A 16,532-nucleotide genomic window follows, 5' to 3' on the forward strand; every position below is an offset into this window, starting at 1 on the left:
CCTTTGCGTGACCCTCCGAATCCGGCATCATGCTCGTAATGGCATCCGAGGATTCGGCCGTTCGGCGCGGCGGTTACTTTCTTGATCTAGCCGCCATCAAGCCCGGCGATGCCGTCCTTCGGTACGACGATCCGGTGCTTGGATCGGGGTGGCTTTATTTCCAAAATCCAAGCCAGATACTCGCCGCCCATCGCCCGGAGGAGGTCGCGGCCTGCCTTAAGGCGGCGAGCGATTTCTCGGAACACGGAGGATGGTCGGTCGGCTTTCTCACGTACGAGGCCGGAGCGACTCTACGGCCGGAGATGGAAGCGATTGAGACCGAATGGCCGCTCCTTGCATGGTTCGCCTTGTATGCCGAAGCCCCTGCCCATTACCGAGAGCTTCTTCCCGTTTACGACCCGGTAGAGCCGCAGGACCTAGACGCCGACTGGGATCTCGAGCGGTACAAGGTAGCGTTCGATCGGGTTAAACAGGCGCTCGCCGACGGCGAAACGTATCAGGTGAATCTCACCTTTCGGTGCAGATTCACACTCTCCGAAGACGCCGCCAAGTTTTTCGCCAGCCGTTGCGGCGTTCAGCCTCCCCTGTACGCCGCGTACATCGACGGCGGTGATTGGCAAATCGCCTCGTTCTCCCCCGAACTCCTCTTCGAGCGACACGGAGATCGGGTCACCACGCGGCCGATGAAGGGGACGGCCCGCGTCGGAGTCCAGCGCTCGGACACGGCGGCCGTCGCCGCCGCGCTGGCCAAAGATCCGAAGTCGATCGCCGAGAACATCATGATCGTCGACATGGTGCGGAACGACCTCGGCGCGGTCTGCGAGGTTGGGACCGTGGAAGTGCCCCAGTTGCTGAACGTCGAGCGCCACCGGGGGCTGTTGCAAATGACCTCCACCGTCACCGGCCGGTGCGCTCGCCGCACCTCCGACCTATTGAGTTCGCTCTTTCCCGCGGCTTCGATTACGGGGGCTCCCAAGGTGGCGACCATGCGCCTGATCCGTGAACTGGAGGGCTCCCCTCGGCACATCTATTGCGGAACGATCGGGGTGATGACGCCGACTTGGCAGCGATTCAACGTCGCCATTCGAACTGCGCTGGTTCGCAATGGCGTTGGTGAGTTCGGCGTCGGCAGCGGCGTCGTATGGGACTCGGAAGTAGAGGCCGAGTATCGAGAATGCCTCGACAAACGCGAGTTGCTCCTCAACCCAGCGCCCCAGTGGCAGATCCTAGACGCGATCGGCGGGCATCAGATCCAGGATCAGGACGAGGTTGCTCGGCATTTGGCTCGCCTTGCCGAAACGGCCGCAAAGCATGGCATCCCCATCGATACCGAGGCGATTCGAAAGGCCCTTCTAGCCATAAAGGTATCGCCCGGAAGAACCAAGGTTCGGACGACGGTTCGGTACGACGGCCGCTTCGAAATCACTCAAGGCCCCAGCGCCATCGCCGGCGATCGAATCCGGGCCGCGTTAGCCAGCCATCCCGTCGCTTCGTCCGATCCGAATTTCAGGGTCAAGACGACATCTCGCGCCATGCTGGAAAAGCACCTCGACGCGCACCCGGAGGCCGACGAAGTGCTCCTCTACAACGAAGACGGACTCGTCTCCGAGTTCTGTGGCGGGAACGTCTTGATCCAACTCGGCGATCACCTTCTCACGCCCCATCCCGATTGCGGATGTCTGCCAGGAATAACCGTCCGCACATTGGTCGACAACGGCCAAGCCGAATACGCCGAGATTCGGGTCGGCGATTTGAAAGAAGCTAAAGCGATCTACTTTGCCAACTCCGTAACCGGGGTTCTGCCGGTGGAGTTGTCACAACCGAACCTGGCCTAGCTCGATCAAATCTCTTCCAATGTCTTCCCGGTCTTGAACGACCTGTCCAGTACCAGGACTCGAGAGGTTGAGGCGTGTTCATCGTCCATTTTTTGGAAATCCCAGTAGTCGCCCTGCCCCCGTTGAAGTTGCCAGCCACCCTTGAGATGCCTTCCGGTTAGGGTGAACTGGAAATCGCCCCGGCTGATCTGGTCGAGTGTCTCCAACTCATAGGTCGAGTACGTTCGGAGGATTGGGGCGAAGCCACCAAGGTCCACCGGCATCGTGGGACCCGCTCCGGGCTGACCCTCCGGAATTTTGCGCTCGGAGTCGATATATCGTGGGTCGTGATCACCCATCAGCTTGGCGCGCACCGGCTTCGCCGGATCGAGGGAAGGGTCGCCGAGCAAAACGAGGGAGAAAAGCGTCTGGAGAACCCTAAGCCTCAGATCGAAGTGACGAGTCGTGGCGTGGTGGAGCCGGAGGGCAAAGCTCATGGGAAGCTGGCATTCGGGAAGCAGGCTGAGCTGGACCGGCACATTAAAGCGAATCCTCCCTCGCGGCTGCGAAAAGAGCGCCGAAGCGATAAACGGCTCGAATTTCACGACCACATTATAGTAGACATTTGTGCGCTTGGATTGACCATTCTTTTGCGTCGCGGGTTTCAGCGATGCAGAAGCCCCGCACTGTGGGTGGGGCTACAAATCGTCAAATAGTAGGTCAGGCCGCGCGCGGGAGGGAGGCTACATAGGCGGTCGTCACAAGCCGGCCAGTTCTCCCAACGCCTTGACATGCGCATCGTGGGGAAATCGGGCGTGGAGAACTCTCAACGCTTCGATCTCAACGCTCCTCCAAGGATAAGGAGCTCCCGCCACCCGCCCCGCAGCGGCAACGTGCTCGGCCGCTTCGGCGTCCATCCGGGGTCCTTGGAGGAGGCAGTAAGCCATCAGAAGGCGCAGCATCGCGAGGTCGCGATGACGGAGCGCTTCGTCGATCCAGCGGCTCGCTTGGTCGAGCTGGCCGTGCTCGATAAGGACGCATGCGACCTCCACAAACTCCTCCGGATTCTCCTCTAACGTGGCAAGCAAGGGGCTCGGCTCCTTCCCCATCGTCATCGGCTGCGCCAGGAACCCTTCCGCCCGAAGGGCCGGTTCCAAGGGCGCAAGAAAGTGGGCGTTCAGCAGTTCCGCCGGTTCTGCTTCCGAACCTTGCAGACGCTGCCCCAGCGCCTTCGCCCACCACAGCAGAGGGTCGTCGGCGTTATACAGAAGCGCCTGCTCCAGCTTGGCATCCGCTTCCGAAAGATCCTTGCGGGCCATGGCGCGCTGGCCCAATATCGTCAGCGCCTCGTGCCGCCGGCCAGTATCGAAGGTCGCTCGCCGCAGGCTCGGTTCGTCCACACTTCGAAGGTCCGGCCGATCCGCCTCGACGACCTCAGGTGGTTGAGGATAGGCGGCCGGGTCGATCGGACGCGCAGGAACCCGTAGAATCTCCTCCCGGCGCTCGTCGACGAGGACGAGCGCCTCTGGGGCGGCCGGAAGTTCTCCAAGGTCGATCTCGAGCACATGTTCCGGGTAGAGGTCCGCCGGGGCTTCGAGGGTCTGCCCGTCGGAGGTTAACAACAGAAGCTTATGCCCGGGCCGCGGTGACGCCGTCTGCACCCTAACCGAGCCGCCGTCGAGCCAGGCGCCGACTTCCGTCGACCCTCCGCTCAGACCCGCCAGTCCAGAGTACGGCGTGAGGGTAACCGACCACGAGTCCACCTGTCGAGGCGCCAGCAAGCGGTTCCGGCCGAAGCGGGCAAAGCGGACTTCACCATCCTCGTAGCGAGCGCCGTCGAACGACGACTCCTCGGAGAAGAGTCCAAACCCCGCGTCGCGCTCCGGGCAATAAAATGCCGATCCATTCCATGTTCCTTCTCCAAGGCCGAAGGACAACTCCCCGTCATATCGCAGCGGCGCCAAGGTCCGATTAAGAATCCTGGCCTCAAACCGCAACTCGGCCCGGTCAGGAAGGAGCGAGACGAATAGGTGAAAGCTCAAACCGGGAGCAAACGCCGACTCCGCGAGCCAGACTCCCCCCGGCGACGCTTCGTCCTCCGGGTCTTCGATCTGGATCGCCACATTGCCGAGCGAGTTCGGGCGGTCCTCGCCGCTTAGGCGGAGCTGGATCCCCTCCCGCAGCCTCACCCCGCGTGGACCTCCCGGCACCGGCATGATCGAATTCCATTTGGGAAGGATCTCGATGCCGGTTCGCTTGTCGAGCAGACCAAGGATCCGCCCCCCGAGCGCGGGAACGAGGGTAACGCGCAAGTAAGGGTTTTCGAGCAGAACCGTTCGAAACGTGCGCGTTTCCGCTTCGCCCGTCGTATGTAACCGAGGCAGCGGATACGCCGAGCCAACCGCGACCGGTTCGGCTTCCAATAGCCCGATGTGGATATCGAGCCCATCTTCGAATATCTCGGTTGGCATAACGTCGGGGCGGACGTTCAGGGTACCTAAGCTAAAATGAGGAACATGGCGACCGGAACGTCTTCCATTGGGGTGATCGGCAAATGGCTGATCGTGCCGGTCCTAGTCGCTGCCCTCGGCTATTTTGTAATTGCGCCGGCGATCCGGCATCAGCCTCCTCCAGCTACCGCTGCCCCAACTTCGATTCCCAATGCCGCGGAAACCTCGGGCCACGCGATCGCTAACCCCGAGGTCACCATCGAGCGAGGTCCTGCGGTGGCCACGCGAGGTCCGGAAGTCAGCATTTCCCAGACTCCTTACCGCCCCCACCATCACAAGAGAAAGAAGAAGCCCGATCCAAAACCGGCAGAGCCCCCAAAAACCGAAGTCCCCGCACCACCAGCCACCGAACCACCCGTCGACGGCGGCGGAAGCGGCGGCGCGGCAACGACCGGGGGAGACGGGACGACCGGGACCGACGCCGGCGCCACGACGGGCGGAGCTACCGGTGGAGACACCGCCGGTTCGACTACCGGAGCAACCGGGGGAACAGACACGACCGGATTGAAGATATAGTAGACGTATGTCTGCAGAATCTCAGGCCTCGTTGTTCGAGCCGGAACCCGTCACCCTGCCGGCATCCGTCGGACCGGCGGCCGTGCGGGCCATCGAAACAACCCACCTGCTAACTCCCGGCAAAGGAAGAATTTCCGACTACGACTTCACCCTTAATCCCTATCGAGGCTGCTCGTTCGGGTGCTCGTACTGTTTCGCCGCGTTCTTCGTGGCGGACGATCTTCAGCGAGCCGAGTGGGGCAAGTGGGTGGAGGTGAAGGTGCGAGCCGCCGAAGCGCTGCGGCATCGGAATCTGCGCGGCAAGCGGATCTTCATGAGCTCCGCGACCGACCCGTACCAACCGCTCGAAGCCAAGCTCGAACTGACCCGCGAGATCGTGGCGATATTGGGCGACGCTCAAGCGCGTTTAGTGGTTCAAACGCGAAGCCCGCTCGCCGCGCGCGACGTCGACCTGTTCAAGAGATTTCAGTTTCTCCGCGTGAATATGTCGGTAACGACCGACGACGATTCGGTGCGCAAGCAGTTCGAGCCGGGCTGCGCCAGCATCGAGAGGAGGTTGGAGGCGGTTGAGCGGATCAAAGCGGCGGGGGTCCGCGTGGCGGTGTGCGTCTGCCCGATGCTTCCAATGCACGATCCGGAAGCGTTCGGCAAGCGGCTGACCCGAATGGGAGTCGATGCCGTAACGTCCGGCTACTTCCATTCGGGGGACCGCGCCTTCGCGGCCGGCACTCGCGACCGAGCGCGGGAACTTGCCGACGAGCAAGGGTGGACGTACGAGGCGTACAGCCGCTGCCGCGCCGCGTTGCGCCACGGTTGCGAGGCTTACGGCTCTTCGGGAGCCGCATTCGGCCCCGTCTGAGAAACCAACGCGCCAAGTGGATTAGAAAGGGAGCGCGAGCTTCAGCTCGCATGCGGCGTCGACTTCAGTCGACGCCTTTCCGAAGCGCGGGCTGAAGCCCGACGGAACAAGCGAACTGAAGTCCGCGCTCCCATTGCACGCCTCTTTCAAACCTCTCAACGGGTAGATCGACACGCATCAATTCCAGGATTCTCCCCTCCGGGAATCCGCCCTGGAAGGGGACCAGAACTTCGCCCCGGGTTTTCCCACCCGGGGAATAGAGACCGGTTCGAACCGATCCCGGAGGCGTTCGCAGATCCCTCTGGACATCATTCGATGGAGCTCTATCGGCTACTTGGCTAGAAGTTCCCTTCGAAGCGGGCCGAGATGTCGGAACCGATCAGCCGCTCTTCACCCGTCGCTTCGTTTTTAATGCGGTAACTCTTGGGACGCGCCGTCGGAGGATTGTCGTCCCGCAAGATGTTATGCCCTTCGGTATCGCCCATGACCGTCCAGATTTGACCGGTCGCTCGTTCGGTGATTTTCTTTCCCATCCTTGTCATAGTGGTCATTTGACGACGAACCGCAACCAGAAGGTCCATCCTTGCGTCGTTGCATCTATGAAGGTGCTCGTTTGCCATCGAAACAAGGCCGTTCTGCACATGGCCCGGATCAACGCCGAAAAGCACGGGGTGGAGGTTACGGTGGCAAAGAACGGAAACGAGGTCCTGATGCTCGGGCGTATCAGCCGTCCCGATGTAATCGTGCTCGGCAATGATCTTGAAAAACCGTCAACCGACGAGACCGTAAAGATGTTGAAAGCAGAGCCGACGCTCCGCGGCGTCGAGGTCGTGATTACGAAGGGACTTCTTCCGGATCTATTCGGGACCAAGAAGCGTTTCCCGTTCCCGTGGAACAAGAGCGCGATCTCATAAACGAAAAGATCCCAACAACCCTATGGGCGTTGGGATCACCGAAGGGAGAGCGACGCCTATCGAGCTTGATAGGTGCTGGACCGTCCCATGCGGGCGTCCTCTTCCTCGAACTCCGTGTGCCACGGACTGGATTTGTCGGAGCGGAAATCGCGTCCCGACCATTCTGGGTGGCGCTGCAAGAAAATATGCTCGCGATGCACCATAAGCGCTTTCTCAACTGCATCGAGTGGTGAAGTCTCCGGCGCCATTGTAAGATCGTCCGACGAATTTCGAGCGCCGAGGTAAGCGATCAATGCGATCGTCCCAACGCCTAGAATTGCGAAGATTATCAATGCAGAGACCACGACGGCCTGGGTAGGTTGCATCCGCTTAATCTTACAAAAGGTTTGCTCTTATTCAAAGACCCGTTTTTAGGGCTTTAGCCCCTGCAGGCTCAAGTGCATCCTTTGCCGTCGCCAAAACAAGTAAATATGCTGGCGATGCATATTTACTTAAATGTATTAGATATATCCTTAACTTCTTAGTTAAACGAGCCCTACCGCTCCCCCGGCAAAACGATCCCCCTCATGATCACCCTTTGAGCGAGGAGGAATACGATCAGCGTAGGCAAAGCCGCGAGCGTGAGAGCAGCCATCATCACCGACTTCGGCGCGTTGTTTTGAAGCTGATAGATCCAGACCATCAGGGTCCAAATCCTCTGATCCTGCGCCACCAGAAACGCGTAAATAAAGGCGCCGTATGCGCCCATGAACGCCACCAGAGCCAGGTAGCCGAGGACAGGACGGCTAAGCGGGAGGGCGATCCGGAACATCATCGTAGACTCCTTCGCCCCATCGAGCGAACCTGCCTCGAACAGCTCTTGAGGCAGTGAATCGAAGAACCCCTTCAAGAGGAAGATCATGTATCCGCTCGCCGCCGACGGGAGCACTAGCGCGGCGAACGTGTTCAGAAGCCCGAGGTCCTTCAACAGCAAGAACGCCGGGATCATCGCGACCTCGGCCGGAAACGCCATCGTAGCGAGCAGAAAGATGAGGATCGCCCCCGACTGCCGGACCGGGTACCGGCTGAGAGCGTAGGCGGCGAGCGGATTCACCGTGAGCTGAGTCAGGATCGCCAACACACAGAAGAGCACCGTATTCGCCACCGCGCGGCCGTTGATCAGGATGTAATCCAACACGTACCGGTAATTGCGCCCGGCAAATTCGTTCCGGAGTTCGCTCGCGTGAGCGGCGACGTAAGCCGCTTCGTGAGGGGCGACCGGCATCGGACCGATTCCGCCGAAAGCGGCCCACTTAGCCTCTCCCGCATCGGATCGGAACCGGTCGGGCTCCTGCTTACGAAACTCGTCCAGTACCGGGCCGGAAGCCGGAACCTGAAGTTCTTCGAAGCGAGTGGCAGTCCCTTTCACGTCGAGCGGCACCTCGCCGAATTGGTTCTGGTACTTCCCCATCGCCCACTTCTGGAAAAGCAACCGTTCGGTAATCGGAATTCGAAAAGTCGTCGGCAGCCCTGCCTTAAAGCTTCTCCACTCCTCGTACTTGCGCCCGGGAGTAGGGCGCCAAACCTTTCGCGCGAACATCTCGCTGGGCGGGACCACGGTTTGGAAAGCGACGTTTTCCTCCACGTAGGCCCGGTTGAGAGCGTCGATATTCTCATATCGGCTCCGCAGCCACGTTCGATACAGATCGGTAAGCCGGCTCGTGACCTGTCCCGGTGCGATCCGAAATCCAACTTCCCAAAAATCGATCGGGAGAGTTTTCAGAAAAGCGTCGTACTTCTCCACCTCCGCAGGGGAGCCGCCCTGGCGAGTTGAGGCGATCAGGCTTTTGTCGCCGGCGTATTTGTCGTCGACGTATTTATCCAGGAGCTCGGCATCTTTTTGAAGATAGGTCGGCACGAGGCGGGTGTCGTTCTGATCCGTCGGCCCCTTGAGGCCGGTGCTGATCATAAGCAGAAACGGATAGATCGTCGTGATCGCGCCAAGCGTAAGGATCAGGTACAGCCCCGCCATCGCCACCCGCGCCCGCGGGCGCTTCCGCCCCACCCGCCCGACGAGACTCATGGTTTATAGGATAGCCGGTTAATGTGGCGGGCTCTGATCCTAAAGAGGTACATCAAGGCTTGGTAGAGATGGCACGCGACTGGATTGCGCGACTCAATACGGAGCTTGGCCGCCTTGCCATTGGCGGCGGGCGGCTCGATTTGTTGCATTGGGCGTACGATGAGCACCTTCGGGACAACCAGCCGCATCGCCACACTCACTTCGAAGCTTGCCTAGTCGGCGCCCACGGATCCGGCACCTTTACCGCGTTGGGCACGGATCACCGGCTGACCCCCGGCACATTCTTCCTGGCCCGCCCGGGAGTCGTCCACCAGATTCGGAACGATGGCCCGGAGCTGATGGAGCTGGTCTGGGTCTCCTTCGCTTGGAGCGACGATGGAGGTACGCCGCGAACGCCCGGGGAGCGGCTGATGCGCAACTTCGCCGCCTCCGATGCGATCGTCGCGATGGACGATGGCCGCATCCGCTCCCTCTGGGATGCGCTTCGAGCCGTGGCACCGACCGCGTTGCCGGAACAGGTTCGCGCCCTCGTTCAAACGCTGGTCTTGGAGATGGCCCAAGCGTTGGCGCCGGACTCGGTCCCCGCCGAGCGCCCGGACCCACACGCCCGCATCGCTCAGCAGGCGGTGCGTTATATCGAAGACAACCTATACCGTCCGCTCGCGGTAGACGAAATCGCAAATTACGTCCATGTTTCGCCGCGTCACCTTGGACGATTATTCGCCGCCTTCACCGGAACTTCGCCCACTCGATACATGATGCTTGCCCGGCTGGATCGTGCAAGCGCGCTGCTGCAGCGGGGCGACCTTCCGATCAAGGAGATCGCCGACAGCCTCGGATTCAGCGACTCCGCCTACTTCACCCGGTGCTTTACTCGCCGATACGGAGTGGCCCCGGCCGCATTTCGTCGTGGAGAAGGCGAGGTCCGAATCGTCCAGTCTCCCGGCGGGTTGGTCTAAGGAGAACGGCTCTCCGCTCCGCTACCCTTTCGGCATGGTTCGTCCCGAATATGTCGATCAATACCGAGAGATGGGATATGTGCAGGTTCCCAGCCTTATCAGTGCAGACGAAGCGGCCGCCCTCCGCCAAGACATGCACGATCTGGCCGAGCGGCTGAGCCGCCGCGAGCACTTAGATGCGACATGGGGATCGGCCCGCGCCGCCGTGGCGGAAGCCAAGGAAACCCGCATCCTGCACTGCCATAACGTCCAGTTCTACTCCGCGCTGGCCACCCGCCTCATGTGCGACCCGCGGATAACCGACCACGCGGCGGCGTTTATGGGAAGCGAGAACGTTCAGCTTCATCACTCCAAGATGTTCATCAAGCCGCCCGAGAAAGGGTCTCCGTTCCCGATGCATCAGGACGCGCCGTTCTTTCCCCACGACCGGCATACGATGATGGCGGTGATCGTCCACTTCGACGACGCTCCGCTCGAAAAGGGATGTCTACGGGTAGTCCCCGGCTCACACAAGAACGGGATACTCGAGCACGACGGCGACGGCTCCTGGCACCTGCCGTTCGACCGATATCCGATCGAGGATGCGGTACCGATTCCCGCCAAGGCTGGAGACGCGATCTTCTTTAGCTACCTCACGATCCATGGCTCGGGGATCAACGTTTCCGACGAAGCCCGGACCACGATGCTTATCCAGATGCGCGACCCCAGCGATCCCCCCACGATCGTCACCCACCGCTCCCGAGGGCAGGGGATGATGCTGCGCGGAGTCGATCCGAACCCGGTATCCCAGTTCGAGGGAATGTAGCATTGGCGGCAATCGCCGATGCTACATTGAAGAGTGACCCGCGCCGAGCTGACCGATCTGCTGGACCTCGGCGCCACCGGTAAGACCGTCCTCGTCGTCGAGGACCACGTTCCGTGGCTCACCCTTCTCGCTCACTTTTGGACAGAGGCAGGCCACAAAACGTTGGCCCTTACCGGCATCGACGAAGTTCACGGAGACCTCGCCTTTGGAAGAACCGTCGACGGGACCGAGATGATCGACATCCGCACTGTCGACGTCGCGTTTCTCGATCACTACTTCCTCAGCACCCGTTACAACGGCGCCTTGCTTACCCGTGAGCTGTTGCTGCGCAAGCCGATAAGAATCTGCGGCATGTCGTCCGACGCCGCCGCCAACGCCGCCATGCGCCGGGAGGGGGCCATCGCCGCCTTTCGAAAGTCCGACCTGATGAGAATGATCGCCACCCCGTAGAATCGGCTCCCATCCGACAAAGCTGAAAGCGCGAGCGAGCTCGCGCAGTCCCAAGGCGCTTCGCGCATAGTTAAGCGGCTGGGAGCCGATGCTACAGCAACGTGCGAAGCCGTTTGCCGTATCTTCGCCACCAGGCGCGAGCGGGCTTGAAGCCCGATTCCAGGGCGAATTCCCACTCCGCCAGCATGTCCCTCGCCTCGCCGCTTGTGTGACGAAGCATGCGGCGGCACTGCGCGCGCACGTCCTCCAGTGTCGGCTCGTACGGGATGGGACAAACCCACGGAACCCGGAACGAAGGGTTCTCCCGCAGCACGTCGTTCCAATCTTGCCCCTCCTCCGGAGGCAGGAGAAGTTCCGCCTCGCAACCGACACTCCGTAGAACCTCCAGCAATTCGGTGGCGGCCTTTCGGCCCGGCTCGTCGTTATCCAAACCTATCCAGACCCGCCGCTCGGCCAGCGCCTCGATAAGCCAATCTTGGGTCGTCTTTCCTCCCAAGGCGATCGCGGGGTAGCCGCGCTCAACCAGCGCCGCCGCCGTGTTCGGCCCCTCGCACACGATCACCTCTTCTCCACTGAGAACGTGAACGTTGAACACCCCGTGAGAGATCTTGCCGAATGTGATCTTGGCAGTGTCTTCGGATCCCGCCGCTCGCAGCATCCGCCCTTGCTTGGCTACGACCCGGCCCTCGAGATCCTGAAAGAAGAACACCACCGCCGGCTCGTTCACCCATTCGTCGCCGATCAGAAATGGGTACGAAGGATCGAACCCCATTCCCGTCTTCACGCCGTCGATGCCGCGTGAACGCTCATAGTCGTCGGCCGGCGATCCGGGAAAGTCGCGCCGGCAACCTGCGACGTACTCATCGGGGATCTCCGGCGGCGGTCCCTCCGGAGGCACGTATCGCCCCCTCGTCTTTCGTCCGCGGCTCGGCTCGGGTCGGCGTTGGAATTCAAGCAGCAGACCGCTGATCCCGCACTTGAAGCAGTGGTACAAACCACGCTCCTGGTCGACGGATAAATCGGGCGTCCGCCCCCCGTTCGCTTGGCACCGGGGACAAAAAAAGCGCTTCCGCCGTGCCCCCGCCGGATTCCTTGCCTCGACTTCCGCCAGAGAAAGAGACATACGTTTGTCTAGCTATTATAAGTGAAAGTCGCCCGTAAACTCTTTCCATGCCGAACCGAGACGACGCCTGGGCTCTTTTGTGCGCCCACACCCCTTCCGAGTCGCTGCGACGCCACTGTCTCGGGGTGGAGAGCTGTATGCGGTGGTATGCGCGAGAGCTCGGCGCCGATGAGGAAGCGTGGGGGAACGCCGGACTGCTTCACGACTTCGACTACGAGCAACACCCCGACGAGCATCCGCTTTGGGGGATGGCGCTCCTGCGAGAGCAGGGATGGCCCCAAGACGTCATCGATGCCATCGCCGCTCACTATGCCGCCAAGACGGGCGTTCATCCCACCACACCGATCCAGCGTTACCTCTTCGCCTGCGACGAGCTGAGCGGTTTCATCACCGCCGTCACCTACGTCCGGCCCAGCAAGAGCGTCCACGAAGTGGAGGTCAAGAGCGTAACCAAGAAGCTGAAGACCCCCTCTTTTGCCGCCGGAGTCAACCGTGACGACGTCCAAAGTGGAGCCGAGCTCATCGGCCTTTCCGTAGACGAGCACGTGGCCAACTGCCTGAAGGCGATGCAAGCCGATGCCGACAAACTCGGCTTGTCCGGCGTGCAATAGGCTCAAAAGCAATGTCGATGAAGCCGCATCGCGTAGACTGGTCGCGCCGTGATTCCGCTTCGTGACAATCAGGTACGGCAGAATGCGCCCATCGTAACGTGGGCGCTGGTGCTGCTTAACGTCCTGATCTACCTATGGGATCGGCACGGCCAGCTCTTTGGCCCCAGCATCGTGTTCGCGGACCTAGGCATGCGTCCGGCGGAAGTCGTCGATGCGATCCGCGGCGTCGGCGACCACTTCGCCCTCGTCACCTTGTTCACCTCGATGTTCCTCCATGGCGGGTTCATGCACATCCTGGGGAACATGATCTTTCTGTTCGTCTTTGGGGCGAGCGTTGAGGAAGCGATCGGGTCGGTGCGGTTCGCGCTCTACTATCTTTTCTGGGGAGTGGCGGCGGCGGCGGCCCAGATCTATGTCGACCCCCATTCCGTCGTTCCCACGGTCGGCGCCTCCGGTGCGATCGGCGGCATCCTCGGCTCGTATTTCCTCCTCTTTCCCGGAAACAAGATTGAGGTTTTTCTCCCGATCTTGGCGTTTTTGTCGTTCGAAGTCAGCGCCTGGGTGTTGCTTGGCCTTTGGTTCCTATGGCAGATTCTCGCTCCTCAGGAGGGGGTGGCCAACTGGGCTCATGTGGGCGGATTCCTGGCCGGCATGCTCACCGTCCTCATCCTCGGCGGAAGGGAGGCGGTCCTTCAAAGCCGTGAGCCCGATTACGACCCCCTGGACGCCACTCCTGGGGCAAGACGTAGCGGCTGAACCGCAACAACGGCCACCCTGCCGTCTGTAATTGGCCTCCTGCCAGTATTCTTCTGGGTAGCCGTGCGCGGCTGAAACTTATGGAGCAACCGTTGAACCGTACGAAACTGCCGCAGTGGCTGGCCATGGCCCTGCTCCTGCCGGCTCTCTTCTCCCTGTACTCCATCTACAAGCGAAACCAAGCCGAGTCTCTCAATCGGGCGACCGCTTTCGCCACCGAGTACGAAACGATCGAAGCGCTCGCCGCGGCTCAAGGGATGCCGATCGACAGCGCGATCGAGGAGATGAAGGGGCAAGGGTTGAACGCAGTCGTACTCTCCGAGGAGTCCGTCGCGGAGCTGATCGGCCGTGGACGGCTCACGCTCGGAGCCCAGAGTTTCACCGTCGGCGGCAAGACCGCCAACGAATACGGGCTCTACTTTAGCGACCCGCACGACATGGCCCGAGTGCAACGTGCCCTCCGCACGCGGTTTCACGATCTGGCGGGACCAATGAACTCGTCCCGGCCGCTGATGCTGTCGCTACCTCCGGTCGCTCCCGCTCTCGTACGGGCCACCTCGGTCGGCCTTAGCCCGGACCAGACGGAGATCGCCCGACGCCATGGGCTCCAGATCATCGCCCGCTTCTCCAACCCGCCAGGGGTGAGCTCCGCTACCGTCCGCGACATGTTGACGTGGGCCCACGAGATGGGGGCAACTGTCTTTCTCCCCTCGGGAGACCAGGTGTTGGGCCGACGCAATGCACTAGGGACGACGCAGGAGACCCTGCAGACCTTGGGAATGCTGTATGCCACCCCGGAGTTCACCCGGATCGGGGGCGACGACGAACTTGTCAAGAAGGCCCCGGAAAACGTGGTCCGCCTCCACTCCGCACAGGTCGCGGAACTGGACCGCCTCTCCCCCGCCGATGCCGTCGAACGATATGTGAAGGCCGCGCGAGAGCGGAACATGCGCGTGCTTCTCATCCGGCCGCTGAGCTTCGGAGCGGAACATCCGCTGTCTGATTTCGGCGACTTCATAGGATCGATTCGCAAGGAGGTCGAGAAGGAGGGAGGCGCCCTCGGAAAGCCGAAGCCGTTCGAGCCGCCCACGCTCCCACGCTGGTTCCCGATCCTGATCGGCCTTAGCATCGTTCCGGCCGGCTTCTTCGTCGGCTCCGCGTTCTTCAGCGACCGCCGGCTTCAGGCGATCGGCCTCGGTCTGCTCGTACTTCTCGGCGCGGCGACCGCCGTCCACACCGGGCTGCAGATCATGGCCCTCGTGGCGACCCTGGTCTTCCCCGTCGCGGCGTTTCTCGTGCTGGACGCCCTCCGGCCCCGGAACGTCCTTCTCGGCTTCCTCTTGGTTTCCGCTATTTCGCTGATCGGCGGACTCTGCGTGGCGGGAATGATGAACGGCCTGCCGTACTACATCAAGGCCGACGAGTTTTCCGGAGTTAAGATTTCGATCTTTCTTCCGATCGTCATCATCGGATTTCTTTTCCTGCAGCGGCTTGCCGACCTGAAGTCGGTGCTAAAAGCGCCCATCACCTGGAGCACCGTGGCGCTCGGCGTCACCATCGCCGCCGTCCTCGGCCTGATGATCGCGCGTACCGGAAACGACACCGGCGCAGGGCCGAGCGGCGGCGAGATGGTCTTCCGAAACCTACTCGACAGGTTCCTTTTCGTTCGGCCACGGACGAAGGAGTTCCTGATCGGCCACCCATTGCTGATCGCCGGGATCGGTCTGCTGTCGTACCTCACCCGCCACCCAAACAAGGTCGCAACCTGGGGCGGATGGGCGGCGTTACTGCTCATGGTCGGGTCGATGGGGCAAACGAGCATCGTCAATACGCTCACTCACTTGCACATCCCGGTATATCTCTCACTCGCTAGAATCGCTCTTGGAGTGGTTCTCGGGTGTATCATCGGCCTGGGGCTGTGGGCGATCGTTTCGCGCCTACTGCCAAGGGATCAGGAGGAAGCATAACGGCGTGCCAGGTCAACTACTACTTGCGGGTTACTTAGGCAGCGGCAACCTCGGCGACGACGCCGTCATGCTCGGCTTTTCGGACGGTATTATCCGCGCCGGTTTTGAGGTGGCCATCCTCAGCGGCGCGCCCGAAGAGACGAACCGAAACTACGGTTTTCTCTCGTACCCCCGTCGCGACTTTAAGCAGATCGAATTGGCGATTTCGCGTTGCGACGCCGTCGTTTTCCCCGGTGGAAGCATCTTCCAGGATGTGACGAGCGTTCGGAGCGTCGCCTACTACGCCAAGGTCATCGAGATGGCCAAGAAGGCGAAAAAGAAGGTGTTCCTCGTCGGCCAGGGCGTGGGACCGTTGAAGACTTTCCTGGGCCGCCGAATGGCGCTGGGCGCGTTCAACGACGCCGACGCCATCGCCGTCCGCGATCCCGCTTCGCTGGAAGCGCTCAAGGAGCTCGGATACAAGAAGGCGGCGCGCGCGACGGCCGACTCCTCGTTCCTGATGCCTCCCCCTCCCGACCCGGTCGATCCCGAAGATTTCTCGGTGGGTGGAATGAAGGTTGTGGGAATCGCCCCGCGGCCGTTGGATAAAAAAACGGATGTCGTAGGCCTATTTGGCGACTTCTGCCGGCTGCTGTACCAGTCGGGCTCCATGCCGGTCCTAGTAACGATGGATCGGAACGAGGATATCGAGCTCGCCGAAGCGATCTCGAAGAAGCAGGGAGGCAAGATTCCCGACCTGCGCCGCGTCGTGACGCCGATGCAGATGCAGCAGCGGATCAGCCGCATGGACTCGATGGTGGCGATGCGCCTCCACGCCGGCATCCTCGCCTCCATGGTAAACATCCCGCCCCTGATGGTCAGCTACGACCCGAAGGTCACCGCGTTCGCCAAACAGCTCGGCCTCGGAAATGCGCTCTCGATGGACACCGGCATCACCGGCCCCCGGCTCCTCGATGCCTTCCTCCAGTTCCAAAAGGACCGCGAGCGTAACGTCAAAATCCTCGATAAGAAGCGTGAGGAGATGCGCAAGCAAGCCGAGGGAAACATCGAGCTCGTGGTCAACGGCATGGGCGGGCGTTAGCCCGCCACAAACCTGCGATCTCCCTGGCTTTCGCAATGATCGCCAAATAGGTTCCATTACGTAGCGTTCGCTACGTAATCGGCGCGGGTCGTTATACAATGGGCA

The 16,532-nt window shown here is 61.4% G+C and carries 17 protein-coding genes; 11 read left to right on the forward strand and 6 right to left on the reverse strand.

Annotated features, from left to right (window positions below; genetic code table 11):
• The first annotated feature begins 38 nt into the window (after positions 1-38).
• A complete protein-coding gene (locus OP10G_RS08170) occupies positions 39-1,835 on the forward strand; it encodes a chorismate-binding protein (RefSeq protein WP_158409178.1) in 1,797 nt (598 codons plus the stop codon).
• Between the two features lie 5 nt (positions 1,836-1,840).
• Here the strand turns inward: OP10G_RS08170 and OP10G_RS08175 are convergent, their stop codons facing one another.
• On the reverse strand, positions 1,841-2,419 hold the full coding sequence (locus tag OP10G_RS08175) for a DNA polymerase ligase N-terminal domain-containing protein (protein ID WP_144241053.1): 579 nt from the start codon (positions 2,417-2,419) through the stop codon (positions 1,841-1,843).
• Between the two features lie 153 nt (positions 2,420-2,572).
• Positions 2,573-4,285 carry a DUF5107 domain-containing protein gene (locus OP10G_RS08180; protein ID WP_025226378.1) on the reverse strand — a complete coding sequence of 571 codons (1,713 nt, stop codon included), beginning with the start codon at positions 4,283-4,285 and terminating at the stop codon, positions 2,573-2,575.
• 45 nt (positions 4,286-4,330) lie between these two features.
• On the opposite strand from OP10G_RS08180, the gene OP10G_RS08185 reads away from it, so the two are divergent.
• Positions 4,331-4,840 carry a hypothetical protein gene (locus OP10G_RS08185; RefSeq protein ID WP_025226377.1) on the forward strand — a complete coding sequence of 170 codons (510 nt, stop codon included), beginning with the start codon at positions 4,331-4,333 and terminating at the stop codon, positions 4,838-4,840.
• A gap of 7 nt (positions 4,841-4,847) precedes the next feature.
• A complete protein-coding gene (locus tag OP10G_RS08190; protein ID WP_025226376.1) occupies positions 4,848-5,699 on the forward strand; it encodes an SPL family radical SAM protein in 852 nt (283 codons plus the stop codon).
• A 338-nt stretch (positions 5,700-6,037) separates the two neighbouring features.
• Here OP10G_RS08190 and OP10G_RS08195 read toward each other — a convergent pair whose 3' ends face one another.
• On the reverse strand, positions 6,038-6,232 hold the full coding sequence (locus tag OP10G_RS08195) for a hypothetical protein (protein WP_144241054.1): 195 nt from the start codon (positions 6,230-6,232) through the stop codon (positions 6,038-6,040).
• Positions 6,233-6,250: 18 nt separating this feature from the next.
• On the opposite strand from OP10G_RS08195, the gene OP10G_RS08200 reads away from it, so the two are divergent.
• Positions 6,251-6,613 (forward strand): response regulator, encoded by a 363-nt coding sequence (locus tag OP10G_RS08200; protein WP_144241055.1) that lies wholly within the window; start codon positions 6,251-6,253, stop codon positions 6,611-6,613.
• 56 nt (positions 6,614-6,669) lie between these two features.
• Here the strand turns inward: OP10G_RS08200 and OP10G_RS08205 are convergent, their stop codons facing one another.
• Both OP10G_RS08205 and OP10G_RS24280 read right to left on the reverse strand, forming a co-directional pair.
• On the reverse strand, positions 6,670-6,978 hold the full coding sequence (locus tag OP10G_RS08205) for a hypothetical protein (RefSeq protein WP_025226373.1): 309 nt from the start codon (positions 6,976-6,978) through the stop codon (positions 6,670-6,672).
• A gap of 170 nt (positions 6,979-7,148) precedes the next feature.
• Entirely contained in the window at positions 7,149-8,675 is a 1,527-nt protein-coding gene (locus OP10G_RS24280; protein WP_025226372.1) for a carbohydrate ABC transporter permease, read from the reverse strand.
• A gap of 68 nt (positions 8,676-8,743) precedes the next feature.
• On the opposite strand from OP10G_RS24280, the gene OP10G_RS08215 reads away from it, so the two are divergent.
• Genes OP10G_RS08215 through OP10G_RS08225 form a run of 3 tightly spaced genes read left to right on the forward strand, consistent with a single transcriptional unit; the run spans position 8,744 to position 10,889 of the window.
• A complete protein-coding gene (locus OP10G_RS08215) occupies positions 8,744-9,634 on the forward strand; it encodes an AraC family transcriptional regulator (protein WP_025226371.1) in 891 nt (296 codons plus the stop codon).
• A gap of 34 nt (positions 9,635-9,668) precedes the next feature.
• Positions 9,669-10,439 carry a phytanoyl-CoA dioxygenase family protein gene (locus OP10G_RS08220; protein ID WP_025226370.1) on the forward strand — a complete coding sequence of 257 codons (771 nt, stop codon included), beginning with the start codon at positions 9,669-9,671 and terminating at the stop codon, positions 10,437-10,439.
• Positions 10,440-10,472: 33 nt separating this feature from the next.
• Positions 10,473-10,889: a hypothetical protein gene (locus tag OP10G_RS08225; RefSeq protein ID WP_025226369.1), complete on the forward strand. Its 417-nt coding sequence runs from the start codon at positions 10,473-10,475 to the stop codon at positions 10,887-10,889.
• 91 nt (positions 10,890-10,980) lie between these two features.
• On the opposite strand, the gene OP10G_RS08230 is transcribed toward OP10G_RS08225, so the two are convergent.
• On the reverse strand, positions 10,981-12,012 hold the full coding sequence (locus OP10G_RS08230) for a toprim domain-containing protein (RefSeq protein WP_025226368.1): 1,032 nt from the start codon (positions 12,010-12,012) through the stop codon (positions 10,981-10,983).
• 47 nt (positions 12,013-12,059) lie between these two features.
• Between OP10G_RS08230 and OP10G_RS08235 the strand changes: the two genes are divergently transcribed.
• The 4 genes from OP10G_RS08235 to csaB all read left to right on the forward strand — a co-directional run bounded on the left by OP10G_RS08235 (position 12,060) and on the right by csaB (position 16,427).
• Positions 12,060-12,623, forward strand: coding sequence for an HDIG domain-containing metalloprotein (locus tag OP10G_RS08235; protein ID WP_025226367.1), 564 nt, complete (start codon positions 12,060-12,062; stop codon positions 12,621-12,623).
• A 48-nt stretch (positions 12,624-12,671) separates the two neighbouring features.
• Complete coding sequence (locus tag OP10G_RS08240) at positions 12,672-13,379, forward strand: rhomboid family intramembrane serine protease (RefSeq protein ID WP_025226366.1); 708 nt, start codon at positions 12,672-12,674, stop codon at positions 13,377-13,379.
• Between the two features lie 92 nt (positions 13,380-13,471).
• Positions 13,472-15,346 carry a DUF5693 family protein gene (locus tag OP10G_RS26735; RefSeq protein ID WP_158409179.1) on the forward strand — a complete coding sequence of 625 codons (1,875 nt, stop codon included), beginning with the start codon at positions 13,472-13,474 and terminating at the stop codon, positions 15,344-15,346.
• 4 nt (positions 15,347-15,350) lie between these two features.
• Positions 15,351-16,427, forward strand: a complete 1,077-nt coding sequence (gene csaB, locus OP10G_RS08250) for a polysaccharide pyruvyl transferase CsaB (RefSeq protein ID WP_025226364.1) — start codon at positions 15,351-15,353, stop codon at positions 16,425-16,427.
• Positions 16,428-16,532: the final 105 nt, after the last annotated feature.

It is taken from the genome of Fimbriimonas ginsengisoli Gsoil 348, assembly GCF_000724625.1.
Taxonomy (GTDB): Bacteria; Armatimonadota; Fimbriimonadia; order Fimbriimonadales; family Fimbriimonadaceae; genus Fimbriimonas; species Fimbriimonas ginsengisoli.

Excerpts from the sequence above, each read along its gene's own strand:
- OP10G_RS08170 (WP_158409178.1), top strand. The coding sequence starts at position 39 with ATGGCATCCGAGGATTCGGCCGTTCGGCGCGGCGGTTACTTTCTTGAT.
- OP10G_RS08180 (WP_025226378.1), bottom strand. The coding sequence starts at position 4,285 with ATGCCAACCGAGATATTCGAAGATGGGCTCGATATCCACATCGGGCTA.
- OP10G_RS08185 (WP_025226377.1), top strand. The coding sequence starts at position 4,331 with ATGGCGACCGGAACGTCTTCCATTGGGGTGATCGGCAAATGGCTGATC.
- OP10G_RS08190 (WP_025226376.1), top strand. The coding sequence starts at position 4,848 with ATGTCTGCAGAATCTCAGGCCTCGTTGTTCGAGCCGGAACCCGTCACC.
- OP10G_RS08195 (WP_144241054.1), bottom strand. The coding sequence starts at position 6,232 with ATGGGAAAGAAAATCACCGAACGAGCGACCGGTCAAATCTGGACGGTC.
- OP10G_RS08205 (WP_025226373.1), bottom strand. The coding sequence starts at position 6,978 with ATGCAACCTACCCAGGCCGTCGTGGTCTCTGCATTGATAATCTTCGCA.
- OP10G_RS24280 (WP_025226372.1), bottom strand. The coding sequence starts at position 8,675 with ATGAGTCTCGTCGGGCGGGTGGGGCGGAAGCGCCCGCGGGCGCGGGTG.
- OP10G_RS08215 (WP_025226371.1), top strand. The coding sequence starts at position 8,744 with ATGGCACGCGACTGGATTGCGCGACTCAATACGGAGCTTGGCCGCCTT.
- OP10G_RS08220 (WP_025226370.1), top strand. The coding sequence starts at position 9,669 with ATGGTTCGTCCCGAATATGTCGATCAATACCGAGAGATGGGATATGTG.
- OP10G_RS08230 (WP_025226368.1), bottom strand. The coding sequence starts at position 12,012 with ATGTCTCTTTCTCTGGCGGAAGTCGAGGCAAGGAATCCGGCGGGGGCA.
- OP10G_RS08235 (WP_025226367.1), top strand. The coding sequence starts at position 12,060 with ATGCCGAACCGAGACGACGCCTGGGCTCTTTTGTGCGCCCACACCCCT.